Origin of the sequence: Pseudomonas sp. GD04058 (genome assembly GCF_029836855.1) — a bacterium.
GTDB classification, from domain to species: Bacteria; Pseudomonadota; Gammaproteobacteria; order Pseudomonadales; family Pseudomonadaceae; genus Aquipseudomonas; species Aquipseudomonas bharatica.
In genome coordinates this window covers 1-16,413 of the sequence record NZ_JAOECN010000013.1, presented here as the reverse complement: position 1 = coordinate 16,413, position 16,413 = coordinate 1, and the positions used below count along the sequence as shown (strand labels likewise).

The 16,413-nt window shown below is 64.0% G+C and carries 13 protein-coding genes and 1 pseudogene; 8 read left to right on the top strand and 6 right to left on the bottom strand.

The annotated features are described in order from the left end of the window. Positions 1-17: 17 nt before the first annotated feature. From glnP to N7650_RS13275, 5 genes are all read left to right on the top strand, one after another. Positions 18-674, top strand: a complete 657-nt coding sequence (gene glnP, locus N7650_RS13295; RefSeq protein ID WP_279898585.1) for a glutamine ABC transporter permease GlnP — start codon at positions 18-20, stop codon at positions 672-674. Next, positions 671-1,393, top strand: coding sequence for a glutamine ABC transporter ATP-binding protein GlnQ (glnQ, locus tag N7650_RS13290; protein WP_009405393.1), 723 nt, complete (start codon positions 671-673; stop codon positions 1,391-1,393). The genes glnP and glnQ overlap by 4 nt, the downstream gene beginning before the upstream one ends. A gap of 11 nt (positions 1,394-1,404) precedes the next feature. Continuing rightward, positions 1,405-2,445 carry a C45 family autoproteolytic acyltransferase/hydolase gene (locus tag N7650_RS13285; RefSeq protein WP_279898583.1) on the top strand — a complete coding sequence of 347 codons (1,041 nt, stop codon included), beginning with the start codon at positions 1,405-1,407 and terminating at the stop codon, positions 2,443-2,445. A gap of 12 nt (positions 2,446-2,457) precedes the next feature. Beyond that, positions 2,458-3,363, top strand: a complete 906-nt coding sequence (locus tag N7650_RS13280) for a MurR/RpiR family transcriptional regulator (RefSeq protein WP_279898582.1) — start codon at positions 2,458-2,460, stop codon at positions 3,361-3,363. 165 nt (positions 3,364-3,528) lie between these two features. Then, on the top strand, positions 3,529-4,143 hold the full coding sequence (locus N7650_RS13275; protein WP_279898580.1) for a class I SAM-dependent methyltransferase: 615 nt from the start codon (positions 3,529-3,531) through the stop codon (positions 4,141-4,143). A gap of 62 nt (positions 4,144-4,205) precedes the next feature. On the opposite strand, the gene N7650_RS13270 is transcribed toward N7650_RS13275, so the two are convergent. Genes N7650_RS13270 through N7650_RS13255 form a run of 4 tightly spaced genes read right to left on the bottom strand, consistent with a single transcriptional unit; the run spans position 4,206 to position 10,177 of the window. Then, positions 4,206-6,155 carry a heavy metal translocating P-type ATPase gene (locus N7650_RS13270; RefSeq protein WP_279898579.1) on the bottom strand — a complete coding sequence of 650 codons (1,950 nt, stop codon included), beginning with the start codon at positions 6,153-6,155 and terminating at the stop codon, positions 4,206-4,208. Between the two features lie 13 nt (positions 6,156-6,168). Then, entirely contained in the window at positions 6,169-7,197 is a 1,029-nt protein-coding gene (locus N7650_RS13265; RefSeq protein WP_279898578.1) for a protease modulator HflK, read from the bottom strand. Then, a complete protein-coding gene (locus N7650_RS13260) occupies positions 7,194-8,192 on the bottom strand; it encodes a protease modulator HflC (protein ID WP_009402182.1) in 999 nt (332 codons plus the stop codon). Before N7650_RS13260 ends, N7650_RS13265 begins: the two co-directional genes overlap by 4 nt. Next, a complete protein-coding gene (locus N7650_RS13255; protein WP_279898576.1) occupies positions 8,189-10,177 on the bottom strand; it encodes a protease modulator HflK in 1,989 nt (662 codons plus the stop codon). The genes N7650_RS13260 and N7650_RS13255 overlap by 4 nt, the downstream gene beginning before the upstream one ends. A gap of 213 nt (positions 10,178-10,390) precedes the next feature. Here N7650_RS13255 and N7650_RS13250 point away from each other — a divergent pair, with 213 nt between their 5' ends. Next, positions 10,391-10,606, top strand: a complete 216-nt coding sequence (locus N7650_RS13250; protein WP_009402186.1) for a hypothetical protein — start codon at positions 10,391-10,393, stop codon at positions 10,604-10,606. A gap of 112 nt (positions 10,607-10,718) precedes the next feature. Continuing rightward, entirely contained in the window at positions 10,719-14,840 is a 4,122-nt protein-coding gene (locus N7650_RS13245; RefSeq protein ID WP_009402188.1) for a CheR family methyltransferase, read from the top strand. A gap of 4 nt (positions 14,841-14,844) precedes the next feature. Here N7650_RS13245 and N7650_RS13240 read toward each other — a convergent pair whose 3' ends face one another. Then, positions 14,845-15,012 (bottom strand): hypothetical protein, encoded by a 168-nt coding sequence (locus N7650_RS13240; RefSeq protein WP_158467808.1) that lies wholly within the window; start codon positions 15,010-15,012, stop codon positions 14,845-14,847. Between the two features lie 151 nt (positions 15,013-15,163). Beyond that, positions 15,164-15,667 (bottom strand): annotated as a pseudogene (locus N7650_RS13235) (DUF4142 domain-containing protein); the annotation flags it as partial. 148 nt (positions 15,668-15,815) lie between these two features. Between N7650_RS13235 and N7650_RS13230 the strand changes: the two are divergent. Next, a partial coding sequence (locus N7650_RS13230; RefSeq protein WP_279898575.1) for a PAS domain-containing protein occupies positions 15,816-16,413 on the top strand: 598 nt, incomplete at its 3' end.

Below are 16,413 nucleotides of genomic sequence, written 5' to 3'. Positions count from 1 at the left end.
TCTAAGAGTTCACCGTTATGCAATTTCAATGGAGCGCTGTCTGGGATGCGCTCCCGGTTCTGCTGGACGGCGCCAAACTCACGCTCTGGATCTCGATCCTGGGCCTGATCGGCGGCGCAATCATCGGCGTGATCGCGGGCTTTGCCCGCGCTTACGGCGGTTTCTTCAGCAGCCGGGTAGCGCTGGTATTCATCGAGCTGATTCGTGGCACGCCCATCATGGTGCAGGTGATGTTCATCTACTTCGCCTTGCCCCTGATGATTCCGGTGCGCATCGATCCGTTCGGGGCCGCCGTGTTCACCATCATGATCAACTCGGGCGCCTACATCGGCGAGATCACCCGGGGAGCCGTACTGTCGATCAACAACGGCTTCCGTGAAGCCGGGCTGGCGCTGGGACTCTCGCGCCGCGACACCCTGCGCTATGTGATCACGCCCCTGGCGTTTCGCCGGATGATTCCGGCGCTGGGCAACCAGTGGATCGTCAGTATCAAGGATACGTCGTTGTTCATCGTCATCGGCGTGGCCGAACTGACCCGCCAGGGCCAGGAAGTGATCGCCGGCAATTTCCGTGCGATGGAGGTCTGGTCTGCCGTGGCCGTGATCTACCTGATCATTACCCTGGTGCTCAGCTACATCCTGCGCCGTATGGAAGCGAGGTTGAAAATCCTGTGATCGAATTCAAGAACGTTTCCAAGCACTTCGGCAGCACCCAGGTGCTGCACAACATCGACCTGAGCATTGCCGCCGGTGAGGTCGTGGTCATCATCGGGCCCTCGGGCTCCGGCAAATCCACCTTGCTGCGCTGCATCAACAAGCTGGAAGAAGTCACCGAAGGCGAGCTGATCGTCGACGGCTTGAAGGTCAATGACCCCAAGGTCGACGAGCGCCTCATTCGCCAGGAAGCCGGCATGGTGTTCCAGCAGTTTCATCTGTTCCCGCAGATGACGGCCCTGGAAAACGTGGCCTTCGGGCCGATCCGGGTGCGCGGGGCAAGCAAGGCCGAAGCCCATGCACTCGGTCGTGAACTGCTGGCCAAGGTCGGCCTGGCCGAACGCGCCGAGCATTATCCGTCGCAACTGTCCGGTGGCCAGCAACAACGGGTCGCCATCGCCCGGGCGCTGGCGGTCAAGCCCAAGATGATGCTGTTCGACGAACCTACTTCTGCGCTGGATCCGGAACTGCGTCATGAAGTGCTGACCGTGATGAAGGCGCTGGCGGAGGAGGGCATGACCATGGTCATCGTCACCCACGAAGTGGACTTCGCACGCAAGGTCGCCAGCCGCCTGATCTTCATCGACAAGGGGCGCATCGCCGAAGATGGCAAGCCACAAGAGCTGATCGCCAATCCACCCAGCCCGCGCTTGCGCGAATTTCTCCAGCACGTTTCATAAGGGGCAACGCGATGCTCGCTCAACTTCACATCGCCGCAAACGCGTTCGAAACAGGACGGCGCCTGGGCGAATTCGGTCGTCGATCGGTACACGAAAAACTGCGCACATTGCCGCTCTGGCAGCACCTCGCATCACTGGCCGACACGGCCAAGGCGCAGCAAATGAAAACGCTGGTGCGTGAACGGTATCCACGTTACTGGCAGGAGATCGAAGGCCTCGCCGCCGGGCTCGAGTTGCCCGTCGACGAAGTCTTCATGTGGAACTGCCGGGGTGATTTTCCAGGGCTGGCCAGTGTGGATGGCTGCACCACGGTGTTCGGTCAGGCAGAGCAGGGGACGCTGATCGCCCACAACGAAGACGGCTTGCCGCAATTGCGCGGCGATTGCGCGATTGTCCACGCCAGGCAGGAGGAGGGTGCGGCCTTCATTAGCTTCGTCTATCCCGGCTCGATTCCGGGCCATACCTTTGCGGTCAACGAGTTCGGCGTCGTTGCAACGGTCAACAACATCCGCCCCAGGGATATCCCGGCCGGCGTGCCGCGGATGATTCTGGGCCGCGCATCGCTGGATGCCCGAACGGTGGATGAGGCAATCGCGGCGGTGTCCCAAACGCCTCGCGCCGGGGCGTTCCACCACGCCTTCGGGCAAGCGGGCAGCGCTCGTGTCGTCAGCGTCGAAGCAACCTCGCATGGCGTTGCCGTTCGTGAGGTCGAAGCAGCGGCTGGGCACTCGAACCATCTGGTTGATTCGTCGTTTGCCGATTTCAGGCAGATCGTGACCGGTAGTTCCGGAGCGCGCCAGCACCGGATCGATCACTTGCTGGCCGGCTCCAGGCCCAAGCTCGATCCGACGCTCGCCCTGCGGATCCTGCGCGACGAGGAGGAGGGAACAACGTTGCCAGTCTACCGCTGTGCGCAAGATGATCCCGATGACGAAAACACCCTGGCCACGGCGATCTTCACGCTGACGTCCAGCGCTGTAGAATGGCGGGTTTATGCGCGCCGAGCGACAGATCACCCTGACGCCCAAGGCGACGTTGTGTTAGTCCAATAGCGGATAGCGCCGATGACGCAGTTCAATGAATCCCTCCCAGAAACAGTGGCTGAGCTGAAACAGCTGCTGGCTGCCATCGATAGGCAGGAAGTGGATATCGCTCTGGGCGGCAGCTCGACGCGGGTGCTGACCCAGATGATCGAATCGCCGCAACACGCGGCGGTGTCTTCGATCACGGAGCTGGCCGCGCAGTTCGGCGTCAACGCCTCGACGCTATCCAGGCTCGCCCGGCGTCTTGGGTACTCGGGGTTCAGCAAACTGCAGGACGTCTTCCGTCGGGAGCTGACAGAGGGCAAGAGCTTCTACAGCGACCAGGCGTCACGCCTGGTGGTCAATACCGAAGGCGCTGGGGCTATCAGCCAACTGGCGCGACTGGGTCGCCAGGAAAGCGCCAACATCGCCAGTATGGTGGAGCAGATCGACCCGGCCGCGTTCGACGAGGTCGTGGGCCTGCTTTGCAGCGCCAGGCGCGTGCGCATCCATGGCATGAGGCAATTCAACTCGCTGGCGCTGTTCATGTCCTACGGGCTTGGGATGCTTCGGCCTGATGTCAGCGCACTGGACTCCAGTCGACAAGGTGTTGCCGATGCGCTTGCCCAGCTGGATGCCGGCGACGTGCTGGTCGTCGCCAGCTGCTTCCCGTACACCCCGAGCGTGCTGGCGACCGCCGAGGTGGCCACACGGCACGGGATAAAGGTGGTGGCCTTGACCGACTCCGCCAGTTCGCCCTTGGCCAAGACCGCGCTGCACAGCTTCTACGTCCCCAACCACAGCCTGTTCTACAGCAACAGCATGTGCGCGTTCATGCTCCTGGCGCAGGGACTGCTCAGTGCGGTCGCCGGCTCCCTGGGCGAGGCCGCGGTCGCAGCGCTCAAGTATCGTGAAGAGCTGATATCCGAGTTGAATGCTTCGCTGTAGAGCTTCAGGTGTAAGTTCGTCGAATCAGTACCTTACAAGGCTCATGAACATTTATGACATGACCTGTCGTTTAACATAATATACATTATGCGAATCTATATGCCTTCCAATCAGCCCACACCTGCACTACATTCCAAAACCCTAAATCGATGCAGAACGTCATCCATGCCGCACCACCCATCCGCCGAGCGCGTCATCGATCTTTACGAGCGCCATGCCCGAACCTGGAGTCGCCTGCGTGGCGATCGATTGATCGAACGCAAATGGATCGAACGTTTTCATTCACTGCTGCCTCCGTGCTCGGCCATCCTCGACCTTGGCTGCGGTTCCGGCCAGCCCGTGGCGCGCTATCTGATCGAAGCCGGCCATGGGTTGACCGGCGTGGATTCTTCGAGGCAAATGATCGCCTTGTGCAGCGAGCGTTTTGCCGGGCATCGATGGATCCACGGGGATATGCGCAGCGTGGCTTTGAACCGCCAGTTTGCCGGCATCCTGGCCTGGAACAGCTTTTTTCATCTGGCGCACGAGGATCAGCGCCGGATGTTCCAGGTGTTCAAACGCCACGCGGCGCCCGGTGCATTGCTGATGTTCACCAGTGGCCCCAGCCATGGCGAGGCCCTTGGCGAACTCGAGGGCGAGACGCTGTATCACGCCAGCCTTGATCCGCAGGAGTACCGGGCATTGTTGAAAAGCCATGGTTTCGTGGTGCTGGATCATGTTGCCGAGGATCCGGAAAGCGGCGGCCTGACCGTCTGGCTGGTTCGTGCCCTGCTGGACTGATATTCATCCTATTTATAACTAAACTAAATGAATATTTAATTGAGTTATATAAAGGCTGACCCTCAAGACCCACTCTCCACGCCTGTCTCGTCGAACCGCAACAACCGCCCGGCATTCCCCAGCACCAGCAAGGTACTCAGGTTGTGCAGCAACGCCGCGATCATCGCGCCTGCTGCGCCGAGCAGGCCAAAGGCCGCTGCCACCACTATCGCCAGGGTCCAGCCGAGGCCGATCACCACGTTCCACTGCAATGTGCGCCGACATTCCCTGCTCAAGCGCACGCAGGTGCCCAGCCGGCGCAGATCGCCGTTGATCAGTACGATATCCGCCGCTGCCAGGGCAATATCCGCCCCGCCCGCCCCCATTGCCACGCCCACTGCACCAGCCTTCAGTGCCAGCGAGTCGTTGATGCCGTCACCCACCACCATGGGCCGGAAGCCGGCCTGCAATTCGCGGTTGACGTGATGCAGCTTGTCCTCGGGCAGCGCCTGGGCGACTACCTGGGTAATACCGGCCTGCTGCGCAACCGCTTCGGCAACGCTTTGCCGGTCGCCGGTCAGCAGCAGTTGCCGGTGCAGGCCCAGCTCACGCAGTTGCGCCAGTGCTTGCGGGGCCTCCTGCCGTAGCGTGTCGGCGAGCAGCAGCCAGGCGATGAAGCGGCGCTCCAGGGCGAGGCCGGCGATCGGGCCGTCGTGTTCCGGAATCGGCGGAATGGCGATGCCCAGTTGCGCGAACAGTTCCGGGCGACCCAGTGCGGCCTCTCCCCGCTTCGTCCTGGCAACCACGCCGAAGCCCTGGCGTTCATGCACGTCGCTCAGCGTCGGCAATTGCTGGTGAGGCACCAGGCGCGCCAATGCGCGACTCACCGGATGACTGCTCGCTGCCCCGAGGCCGGCGGCCAGCTCGATGATTTCACTGTCCGGGTGTTCGCTGCCCGCCGGGATGATGCGCTGCAGGTGCAGCGAGCCATGGGTCAGGGTGCCGGTCTTGTCGATCACCAGGGACGACAGGTCCGCCAGTTCTTCGAGGAACGCCGAGCCGCGGATCAGGATGCCGTGCCGTGCCGCCACGGCGATGCCGGCAATCGCCGTGGCCGGAGCCGACAGCACCAGCGCGCAGGGACAGGCCGCTATCAACACCGCCAGCATGGCCTGGGCGTCGCTGGTGATGAACCAGGTAGCCGCAGCGATCAGCAACACCAGCAGCAGGTAGCGACCGGCATATCGCTCAAGCAACCGGGTGATCGGCGGCTTGGCCTGCTCGGCGCGCTGCATCAGGGCGATCACCTTGCCCAGGGTCGAGTCGCTGCCGACCCGGCTGATGCGCACTTTGAGGAACCCGTCGAGGTTGATCGCGCCACCGTGGATGTCCGTTCCTGGCCCGACTTCCAGAGGTAATGCCTCACCGGTGATCGGCGAGTTATCGAGGCTGGCCTGGCCTTCCAGTACCTGACCGTCGGCAGGCACCCGGTCACCGGCGCGCACTTCCACCAGGTCTCCCGGTACCAGGCTGGCGTTGTCGACTTCGCGCACCTGGCCACTGGCATCGAGCAGGCGCGCCTGGCTGCGTGTCAGGCGCCCCAGGGCTTCGATGGCCTCCTGCGAGCCCAGCATGCTGCGCTCTTCGAGCACGTGGCCGAGGATCATGATGATCGGCAACAGCGCCGCAGTGGCCAGGTCACCGGTGGCCCAGGCGCCAAGCATGGCCAAGGCGATCAATTGGTCGGTGATCCCGTGCAGGCTCGGGTGCAGCAGGCTATGCCAGGCCGAGCGCAACACCGGCACTGCCACCAGCAGCGAGGCTATGCCGAGCAGTACCTCGGCCACGCTGTTCTGCCCGGGGGCCAACCAGCGCCAGAGCAGGCCCAGGCCAAGCAGGCCCAGGGCGATCATGGCCAGGCTCAGTTGCCGCGCGGCCTGGCGGCGCTCGTCCCCGGACAGCAGGCCGGTGCCCAGATGAAGATGGCCATGGTGGTGATGGTCATGGCCGTGATGGTGGTGATGGGCACTCATTGGAGTCCTTTGATCAAGGTTTGGGACCGTCGAGGATCAGGCGACCGCTATCGTGCGGATCGACCAGGGTCACCGAGCCCGCTCGGGAGAGAATCGCCGGAACCCGCTCGCGATAGAGGCGCAGCATCAGGCCCGGGTCGTCCTGCTGACCGAGACCGACGATGGTCGCAGTCGCGGCCTGTGCGCGGGACAGGCGTTCCCGTGCTTCGGCTTCGGCCACCTGCACGGTGCGGTCGGCGTTCTGCGTGGCCTCTTGCAGCCTCCGGGCAGCGTCGGTGCGGGCAGCGGCCACTTCCTGTTCGGCCAGCTGGCTGGCCGTCAATACCGAGTTGAAGGCATTGACGGCTGGCTGGGGCAAGGCCGATTGCACATCGACTCGGACCACCTCGATGCCCAGGTCGGTGCCGGCGGCCTTGAGCGCCGCCAGGCTGCGGTTGATGCCGTGCTGCAGGTCGCCGCGCAAACGCTCGCGGCGTTCGGCAAGCTGGCTGTCGGTGCCGACCAGTTCGGGGCGGGCGACCAGGATGGTGTCCATGTCTCGCGAGGCGCAGATCTGCACGGCGTTGCGCTCCACCAGGCGATCAAGGGCCATCTCGACATGAGTGCCCTGCCGGGTAAAGGCATAGGGTTCGTTGACCTGATAGAACACCCGCACATCCAGTTGCACGATGCCGGCGTCACCGGTCAGCAGATAGCCGGAGCCGGCCGTGGCATCGCCGGCCAGTTTCACATCGTGATCGGCCTTGACCGCCGCTTCCGAGCGCAGCAGCAATTCGACTCGGCGCTCGGTGACGCGTCCAGCCGATGGCAACATCAGTACCTGCTCGAACGGCCGCGGCCAGGCTAGCAGCAGCCCGGCATTCTGGATGCGTTGCTCGGCGCCCAGACGCAGGACCACCGCACGGCTTTCCGGGCCGATCTCGCGGACATTGCCAAACAGCCAGCCCAGCGCCGCCAGCAAGGTGACCCCGTACACCGCGACGAAACCGATGCGTCCAGCCTGCAGCCAGGGCGCGGCGCTGCCCTGCCCTCGCTTGCTCATGGCTTCGCCCCTGTTGGCGGGCCGTCCACCAGCACGCGGAACGGCGCGGCGTCGGTGCGCAGGACCACGCGCGTGCCCGGATTGACCAGGTTGTCCAGGGTATCCAGCGAGCGCAGCAGGTTGTACAGCTCGGGCGCACCGGCGTAGGCCTTGCCATAGACCTGTGCGGCCTGGACCTGGGCGCGGGCCTGGATGTCCGCAGCCTTGACGCTGGCGTCAGCTTCGATGATGCGCGCATCGCGTTCAGCGGCGGAGCGGATCTCGGCGGCCTTGCGCTTGCCTACGGCGGTGCGTTCGGTGGCGATGGTTTCGCGCTCGGCACGCATCCGGTCAACCGTCGCTTCCAGCGTGACCTTGGGCAGGGTCAGGCGCTCGATGCCCACCTGCACCACCTTGACCCCATAGGTTTCGCGCAACTGGCCAGTGATCTGTTCGCCCAGGCGATGCTCGAAGGCGTCGAGGCGCACCTTGCTCGCATCGACGTTGACCAGGTCGGCCAGTTCGAAGCCGCTGGCGCTGGTTTCCAGGGCCGAGCCGACCAGGGTGCGGATCTGCCGCGCGGCTTCGTCGGGCTGGTTCTGCACCGCACGCATGAAGCGCTTGATGCTTTGCGGCGTGGCCTCCACCTGCCAGGCGATATAGGCCTGGACAATGATGCGCAGGCCGTCCCGGGTGCCGACGTCCTGCAAGCCGCTTGAGGTGGTACGCAGGCGCAGGTCCACCGGCACGGTGTTCTCCAACGGCAGCGGCCAGCGCCAGGCCAGGCCGGGCTCGAGCAGAACGCGTGCGGGGTTGCCGAAACGAGTCACTACCGTGGCCTCGCCGGTGCGTACCTGCACCAGGCAAGCGGCGGCGAGCATGACCAGGGCCAGCGCCGCTGCCACCAGCAGGCGGCGCCAGGTCGGCCCGGTGGCGGCTTGTTCATGCTCGTGGTCATGGGCATGATCCTGGCGGCAGCCATGAGCATGGGAGTGATCGGCATGATCGTGACTCAATGGGCACGCTCCTGGTCAGGTCGGGTTGCGGGTTTGCCTGTGCCCGGGCCCGCAGCGGGGTCCAGGGGGAATGCATAGCTGCGCAGGTCCAGGGTCGGGGCCTGCGCAGCTCCGAGGCGGTGGTCGATGATCAGGCTGCTGGCCTTGCCCAGGCCCTTGGCCAGATGGTCCAGGTACTGTTCGAGGACAAAGGCCTGTCCCGCCTGCTGCCAGGCGCTGCGTTCGGCGCTGAAGCGCAGCTCGGCGATTCGCGCCCTGGCTTCGGTTTCATGGGCGCTGGAGATGGCCTGGTGGTCAAGGCCGGTAGCCTTGGTCCATGCCTGGCTGTTTTGTTCGGCGGCTTTGCCACGGTCACGGGCGATCAGGGCCTGCGCGGTGATCTGTGCGGCCTGGACGCCGTGGTAGGCATTGGCCGCGCCTGCCGGCGGATGGATCGCCTCCACCGAGGTGACGAGGACCTGCACGCCGCTGTCCAGGCGATCCAGATCCGCCTGGACGGCCGCGCCTATGTCCTGGCCAAGCGCCTGCCGCTCGGTGCCGAGCACGCCATCGAGGCTACGGCTGGCAAAATCGCGGACCAGCACACGGTTGGCGAGTGTGCGCAGGAGCATGGCGACGTCGGTGCTGTGATAGGTCGCGGCCAGTGCGGCGCGGTCGTCCAGGCCGATGCGATAGATGAAGCGCACGTCCATGTTGACGATCTGGAAGTTCTGCCGGCCGCCCCCGTCGCCCGCGATAACCTGGGCATTCTCGCTGATATGGCTGGCATCCCACAGGCGGTTCGCCGCGGCTGGCGCCGGGCCTTCCGCATCGGCCAGCGGGTCGGCCAGTGCAGCGTCGCCGCTGGTCGCCAGTTCGTGGACCTGGCCATTGTCGACCACCAGGACCCTGCCCAGCGGCCAGGGCAAACCGAGATGCAGCCCGGGTTGCCAAACCTCGACCGGGTTGCCGAAGCGCTCGTAGATGCCGCGATTGTCCATCGCGATCTGCGTCACCCCGGTCAACAGCCAGCCCACCATGGCGACCAGGGCCAGCACTGGCAACGCGGCACGGCGCATGAAGTCGAAGGCCCAGACCTGACGCAGGTCGATGCCGAAACGCTGATGCAGCTCATGACGCAGGAACGCCAGCGGGCGTGGCGGCCATTGCAACAGGCCGCAGACCAGGCTGCGGGCCAGCAGGCGTGGTTCCTGCCCGGCGCGCCTGGGGCTGAACACGGAAAACAGCGCGCGCAGGATCAGTTCCATGGCCAGGGTGGCCGGCAACAGGCCGGTCAGCACCGCCAGGCGTACCGGCCACAGCCGCTCGCCGCCTGTAAACAGCAGGCAGGCGATCGATAGCACCTGCACGGCCACCAACCAGCGGATCTGTGCCGCCAGGTCCGCGGCTTCCGGCCACACGACCGGGTTCTCGCTGGCCAGATGACGCTCCGCCACCACCAAGGCAAACGCCGCCAGGGCCAGCACACCGCCCGCGAGCCAGTGCAGTTGCCCCGCCGCTGCCGGTGCCGGCAGGTCGAGGCGCCAGGCGCTGGCGACCATTACCAGCGCCAGTACCGCCAAGCCTGCAAGCCACAGCGCTTCGCTGCCCAGACGCTGCAACTGGCGCCGACCTGCAAGGCCAATGCGCAACAGGCCACGTTCCAGTGCACTGAGGGGCGGATCGTCGGGATTGTCCGAAGCGCTCCACAGGGCCAGGCGCACGGCCTGGTGACCGATGGCTTCGGCGCGCCATCTGGCCACGGCCCAGGCTGAACGTCCTGCTGCTGCCAACAGCACCAGGGCCGCCGCATTCATGGCCAGTACCACTACCCATTGGCTTGCCGGATCGAACACGCCTATAAACAGTGCGCCGAGCCACAGCAGCGCCGCAGTCAATGTCGAGCCCTGGACCAGGCGGGCCAGGCGAAGCGTATGCAAGGAAGCTTGTTGAAAGCGCGGTGTTTCCTCGAACTGCCCGTCCGTGCTGGCTGGTTTGGCGCTCATGTGAATACGGGAACTCCGGGAAGGCTTATCGACCGGTTCTTGGGGTTGGGTGTGCGGGTTATGTTATAGCGGAGCTTGTGAAAAAGTCGTGTTAATGTAACTAAATGATTCAAGTTTCATCTTCAGTTCAGAGATTGCAAACGGCAAGCAACCATCCGCCCATGCCAAGGGTCAAAAAATAAACCGAACCTAAATCTGCCAAGGAAATCTCCGATGAGTTTGCCCAACGAACCCCTACGGACAAGGCAATTACTGCAAGGCGCACGATTGGGCGACGCAATCGCTGCCCACCTTGAAGGCCTCAAGCGCCTGCAAGCCCAGGTCAGTTATATGGCCAGGGCAGCAGAACAAGTGGACATGCAACTGAGCACGATCGAGAACGATCTCGAACAGGTGCGTGCGCAGCTTGGCGAAACACCCCGCACTTGAGCCCTGCGCGCAGGTTTTATGCGGTAAAGTTCGGCGCTTGCGCCAGGACGGCAGCACCGTGGCTGTCCAATCCTTCAATGGCAGGTCATCACGCGTCAGCAGAGCATTAGGAATGAACAAACCCGACGAGACGCTACAGGCCGAGACGCCCTACACTTCCCTGCCCAGTTTCCTGCCATTCCCCATCGTTGGCCTGGGGGCTTCCGCAGGCGGGCTGGCCGCGCTGCTGCATTTCTTCGAAGAAATGCCCAATGAAAGCGGCATGGCCTTCGTGGTGGTGATGCACCTTTCGGCTGAACACGAGAGCAGCGCCGACCGCATCCTGCAGAAGGTCACGCGCATGCCCGTGCAGCAGGTGACCAAGCCCACCCCGATCGAGCCCAACCACGTCTACCTGATCTCCCCTGCCATGCAGCTGGAAATGCTCGACGGCTACCTGCGCGTTACCGAGCGGCCCAGTGGCCAGCCGCGACATATCGCCATCGATGTGTTCTTCCGCACCATGGCCGACGCCCATCGTCATCGCAGCATCGGCATCGTCCTGTCCGGTGCCGGCAACGACGGCAGCGCCGGGCTGGTGAGGGTCAAGGAACAGGGTGGGGTGACCCTGGCCCAGTCCCTGGACGATGCCGAATACGAAAGCATGCCGCACAACGCCATCGCCACTGGCCAGGTGGACTTCGTCCTGCCGGTGGTGGACATGCCGCAAAAGCTGGTGGAACTGTGGGAAAACATGCGCAGCATCGAGTTGCCGCTGGGCGAAGAGATCGAGGCGCCGCTGCACAATCCCGAAACCGCCGAGGACGAGCGCGCCGCCGATGCCGCCCTGCGCGACATCATCATCATCCTGCGCGCCCGCACCGGCCATGACTTCAAGCATTACAAGCGGGCCACCGTACTGCGCCGGATCGAGCGGCGCATGCAGGTCAACCGCCTGAGCGACCTGCCGGCCTATCGCGACTTCCTCAACGTCAATACCGAGGAAGCCCGCGCCCTGCTCGACGACATGCTGATCGGCGTGACCAACTTCTTCCGCGACCGCGAGGCTTTCGAAGCGCTGGAGCGTGAAATCATTCCGCGCCTGTTCGAGCTCACCGGCGAAACCGACCCCACGGTGCGGGCCTGGTCGGCAGGCTGTTCTTCCGGCGAGGAGGCCTACTCGATCGCCATGCTGCTGGCCGATCATCTCGACTTCAGCCATGCCAGCCACAAGTTCCAGGTGTTCGCCACCGATATCGATGAACATGCCATCGGCGTCGGCCGGGCCGGGGTCTATCCCGAGGCGGTGGTCACCGATATACCGCCGGCACGCCTGCGCCAGCATTTCGCCAAGGAGCAGACCCACTTCAGGGTCAAGAAGGAAATCCGCGAGCGCGTGCTGTTCGCCCTGCACAACCTGCTGCGCGACCCACCTTTCTCCAAGCTGCACCTGATCAGTTGCCGCAACCTGCTCATCTACCTCGACCGGCAGGTCCAGGCGGACATACTGCAGATGTTCCACTTCGCCCTGGCTCCGGGTGGCTACCTGTTCCTCGGCAGTTCGGAATCGGCAGACGTCTGCCTCGATCTGTTCACCCCCGTGGACAAGAAGAACCGGATCTACCGGGCCAAGGCCAGTTCCAGCCTGGGGAGGCCGACCCCTGCCCTGCCCCTCAACGCCTTCACCGGGTTTTCCTTGCCCAATGTCGAGCGCAACCTGGAGCGGCGCAAGGTGTCCTTCGCCGAGGTCCACCAGCGGGTGCTGGAGCAGTACGGCCCGCCCAGCGTGGTGGTCAACCAGGACTCGGACATCGTGCACATGTCCGATCGCGCCGGGCGCTTCCTGCGCTATGTCGGCGGCGAGCCGTCGCACAATCTTCTGGTGCAGGTGCTGCCTGAACTGCGCCTGGAGTTGCGTACTGCGCTGTTCCAGGCCTTCCAGACCGGCAAGAGTATCGAGGCGCGGCGCGTACAGCTCGAGCGCGAGGGGCGCAGTTACTACGTGAACATGGTGGCCCGGCCATTCCGCGACCTGGATGCCGACTTCGTCCTGGTATTGTTCGACGAGGTCGAGGAAACCATGAGTGCCGAAGTCAAGAGTATCCGCGACGACGGCAAGGACAGCGTGCTCTCCCAGCTTGAAGGCGAACTGCACCGGACCAAGGAGCAATTGCAGGCCACCGTGGAGCAATCCGAGACCTCCACCGAAGAGCTGAAGGCTTCCAATGAAGAACTCCAGGCCATCAACGAGGAACTGCGCTCCACCACCGAGGAGCTGGAAACCAGCAAGGAAGAGCTGCAGTCGATCAACGAAGAGCTGATCACGGTCAACCAGGAACTCAAGAGCAAGGTCGAGGAAACCGGCAAGATCAACGACGACCTGCAGAACCTGATCGCCTCCACCGATATCGCCACGGTGTTCGTCGATCGGCGCATGCGCATCAAGTCCTACACGCCGCGGGCCACCGAGATCTTCAGCATCATTCCCTCGGACACCGGCCGCTCGCTGCTCGACATCACCCATCGCCTCGACTACCCGGGCATGGCCGATGACGCGGTGGCCGCCTTCGAGTCGCTGCGCATCATCGAATGCGAGGTGCCAAGCACCGATGGTCGCTGGTATATCGCCCGGCTGCTGCCCTACCGCACCACCGAGGACCTGATCGACGGCGCCGTACTGACCTTCATCGATATCACCGAGCGGCGCCAGGCGGAGGAGCGCGTGCGCGAAGGCGAGGAGCGCCTGCGCCTGGCGGCCGAAAGCACCCAGGACTTCATCATCCTGACCATGGATGCCCAGGGCCTGATCACCACCTGGAACCGCGGCGCCGAACGCACCTTCGGCTACAGCGAGGAAGACGTACTGGGCCGCAGCGCCGAGTTGATCTTCCTGCCCGAAGACCGGGAAAACGGCGTGCTCCAGGAAGAACTGCGCCTGGCCCGCAGGGATGGCCGTGCCGACGACGAGCGCTGGTTGCAGCGCAAGGACGGCAGTCGCTTCTTCTGCAGCGGCGTGACCACCGCCCTGCACAACGGCCAGCACGGCTTCGCCAAGATCGGTCGGGATGTCACCGACAAGAAGCGCCAGGAGTCCGAGCAGGTCTGGCAACTGCAGCAGAGCCGTAACACCAGCAAGCTCAAGGACGAGTTTTTCGCGGTCATGTCCCATGAGCTCAAGCACCCGCTCAACCTGATCCAGCTCAACGGCGAACTGATGACCCGCCTGCCCCTGGTGCGCGGCAATGCCGTGGCCGGGCGGGCACTGGATACCATCCTGGGCGCGGTACGCAGCCAGGCGCGGATCATCGATGACCTGCTCGACCTGTCCCGGATCAATACCGGCAAGCTCAAGCTCAACCGCGGGCCGGTGCTGCTCCAGCAATTGCTCAGCGATATCGCCGCGGTGGCCAAGGACGACGCGGCCGAGGAACGTATCCTTATCGAACTGCAATTGCCCGAAGATGCCCAGGAACCCCTGGTGATCGACGCCGACCCGGTGCGTATCGAACAGATCATCTGGAACCTGCTGAACAACGCCCTGAAATTCACCGATGCCGGCGGTCGCATCTGCCTGCGCCTGGTAGATGAAGGCAGCCATGTGCGATTCGACGTGCAGGACACCGGCCAGGGTATCGCCGCCGAATCGTTGCCGCTGATCTTCGACCTCTTCGGCCAGGTGCCGGAGCACCGCCACGGGCAGAACCGTGGCGGCCTGGGCATCGGCCTGGCGCTGGTGCGCGAGCTGGTGGAGGCTCATCACGGCCGGGTCGAGGCCAGGTCTGCCGGGCTGGGACTGGGTGCGACCTTCAGCGTCTGGCTGCCGCACTACAGCCGCGACGAACAGCCAATGGTCGGCGAGCTCGACCTGACACCGGGCGATTTCAGCGGGCTCAAGGTACTGATCGTCGATGACTCCGAGGACATCCTCGAAATCATGAAGGCGCTGATGGAGCTGGAAGGCGCCGAGGTGACCCTGGCAAGCAACGGGCTCGAGGCGCTGGAGCGGCTGGACGGCGATAGCGTCTTCGACCTGGTGTTGTCCGACCTCGGCATGCCGGTGATGAACGGGCTGGAGCTGATAGGCCGGATACGCGCCGACTCACGCTTCAACGCGCTGCCCGTGGTTGCGCTGACCGGCTTCGGCGCCAGCCAAGACAAGGCCGAGGCGCTGACGGCAGGGTTCAATGCCCACGTCGACAAGCCGGTGGCGTTCGAGGTGTTGCAGGAGACGGTGCGGGCGGTGCTGGGGCGCTAGGGCGCTAGGCTCCGGACTCGGGGTCACTGGCCGGCACGCCCCTGGGTTCCTCCTGCTCGTCGCCAAGCGAGGGATCGGCGTCCGGGTCTGGTGCCTTGTCGTGCTCGTCGGGAATCTCGACCTGCGGTCTTGACGGTTCCAACTGGCCGGGTGGCATGTCGTGATCGGGCATGCGGGTTCTCCTGAAAAAAAAGGGCCGCAAAGCGGCCCTTGGTAGCTTAAGGCTTGGTCGTTTCCGAATGGTCTTTAGGCGTGGTCGGAACGCCGCCTGGGCCAGGTACCACCGGATCGGTCGCATCGCGGGTAGTCGCCCCCGAACCTACCGAACTGCCGCCATGGGCTGCGGCCAGCTGGCGGGCTTTTTCCAGGTGGGCCTTCAGGGTTGGCAAGGTCTCGGCGGCGAATGCCTTCAATTCCGCGTCCTTGCCATCCTTCGCGTAGTCATCGAACAGCTTGATGGTCGCTTCATGGGCGTTGACCTGGTTGTTGGCATAGGCCTGGTCGAACGACTTGGCGCCGCGCAGTTCCAGGATCATGGCCTTGGCCTTGTCGATCAGGTCGGCATCGCTCGACACTTCAAGCTTCTTGCTCGCTGCCAGGGATTTCAGCTTCTCGTTGGCCGCGCCGTGGTCCTTGAGCATCATCGCCGCAAAGGACTTCACATCCGCTGCGGTGCCTTTTTCCTGGGCCAGTTTGGCCGCTTCCACCTCGGCGACGCCCTTGGCCGAGGCGTCCTCGACGAAGTCATCGGCATCCTGGGCGGCATGCACCGCGCCCGCCAGGGTGAAGGCCAGGGCAAAGCCCGCGCTACGCAACAGTGTATTCATCGTTGAATCCTCGCTTCAGTTCCGGTTCTGGTGTTGCAACCTGTTTAGGTGTCGCTAACTGTTCTGAGCCGAAGGCTTGGCCCGAGGTTCATCTTTTTTGCCTGGGGGCTATGATGGTTGCCCTTTTTGCACACGCCACCGTCCCACCATGAAGAAACTGGACAACTACAAGACCATCGCCGACTGCATCGCCACCCTGCTCTTCCCCCATGCAGAGGTGATCGTTCACGACCTGGCCAGCCAGACGGTCGTGCATATCGCCAACAACTTCTCCAAGCGCCAGCTTGGCGACGATTCGGCGCTGGACGAACTGCCCGGTGACTTCGACCAGGCGTCCAGTCTCGGCCCCTATGAAAAGCTCAACTGGAACGGCCAGAAAATCCGCTCCATCACCAGCGTGTTGCGCGATGAGGCAGGCAAGGCCGAGGCCTTGTTGTGCATCAACCTGAATTTCTCGGTGCTGGACCAGGCCCGCGAGGCGCTGAACGCCTTTTTCCAGGTCAGTCGCCTGCTGCCCCAGCCGGAAGCGCTGTTCCGCGACGACTGGCAGGAGCGCATCAACACCTTTCTCCACGCCTGGCTCGCCGAGCGCCAGCTATCGCTGAGCCTCCTGGGGATGAAGGACAAGCGCGCGCTGGTCGAAGCCCTATATGCCGAAGGGGCTTTCGAGGGGCGCAGCGCTGCCGACTACGTGGCCAGCGTTCTGGGCCTGGGTCGGGCGACGGTGTTCAAATGGGTCAAGCTTC

What these genes read in the sequence shown, in the direction of transcription:
- glnP (WP_279898585.1), top strand. Translation starts at nt 18, where the DNA reads ATGCAATTTCAATGGAGCGCTGTCTGGGATGCGCTCCCGGTTCTGCTG.
- N7650_RS13285 (WP_279898583.1), top strand. Translation starts at nt 1,405, where the DNA reads ATGCTCGCTCAACTTCACATCGCCGCAAACGCGTTCGAAACAGGACGG.
- N7650_RS13250 (WP_009402186.1), top strand. Translation starts at nt 10,391, where the DNA reads ATGAGTTTGCCCAACGAACCCCTACGGACAAGGCAATTACTGCAAGGC.
- N7650_RS13265 (WP_279898578.1), bottom strand. Translation starts at nt 7,197, where the DNA reads ATGAGCAAGCGAGGGCAGGGCAGCGCCGCGCCCTGGCTGCAGGCTGGA.
- N7650_RS13245 (WP_009402188.1), top strand. Translation starts at nt 10,719, where the DNA reads ATGAACAAACCCGACGAGACGCTACAGGCCGAGACGCCCTACACTTCC.
- N7650_RS13280 (WP_279898582.1), top strand. Translation starts at nt 2,458, where the DNA reads ATGACGCAGTTCAATGAATCCCTCCCAGAAACAGTGGCTGAGCTGAAA.
- N7650_RS13240 (WP_158467808.1), bottom strand. Translation starts at nt 15,012, where the DNA reads ATGCCCGATCACGACATGCCACCCGGCCAGTTGGAACCGTCAAGACCG.
- N7650_RS13255 (WP_279898576.1), bottom strand. Translation starts at nt 10,177, where the DNA reads ATGAGCGCCAAACCAGCCAGCACGGACGGGCAGTTCGAGGAAACACCG.
- N7650_RS13275 (WP_279898580.1), top strand. Translation starts at nt 3,529, where the DNA reads ATGCCGCACCACCCATCCGCCGAGCGCGTCATCGATCTTTACGAGCGC.
- N7650_RS13270 (WP_279898579.1), bottom strand. Translation starts at nt 6,155, where the DNA reads ATGAGTGCCCATCACCACCATCACGGCCATGACCATCACCACCATGGC.